1 protein-coding gene is annotated in these 380 nt (G+C 34.5%); it reads right to left on the reverse strand.

From position 1 onward, the window contains the following. Window positions 1-184: 184 nt before the first annotated feature. Window positions 185-380 (reverse strand): SgrR family transcriptional regulator (locus tag FL344_RS39675; protein WP_228565679.1); only part of this gene is annotated, 196 nt, incomplete at its 5' end.

The following is a 380-nucleotide window of genomic DNA, read 5'->3' on the forward strand; positions in this document are numbered from 1 at the left end:
CCATATGACATTCCGAACGCATCGTAGCGTATACAGGATCTAATGCAATATGTAGATTCATTTGGACTTGCAAACGTAGCACATCTCTTCTCCCTTTAGATGTCCTTTCGACTTGATAACCGAATATCGAATCAATCCACGTTTGAAATTGCGTTTGAAGTGATGGAAAATACGAGCTATATCTTTAAATAAATGCACTTCCACTTTTTACGTCCCCTTGTTTCGTTATTTCTTTTCCTCTTTCTAAAATTAAAGAAAGTGGATGTTTTTGAAATAACAACTTTGAACGATTTCCTCTCCCTCGGCCTGGAAACCACATAATCCAATTAAATTCTTCTAATTTTTTTATGATTAATTTACTATTTCGCTCTGTACAAAAT

The sequence above is a fragment of the Myxococcus sp. AB036A genome (assembly GCF_006547355.1).
Taxonomy (GTDB): domain Bacteria; phylum Myxococcota; class Myxococcia; order Myxococcales; family Myxococcaceae; genus Myxococcus; species Myxococcus virescens.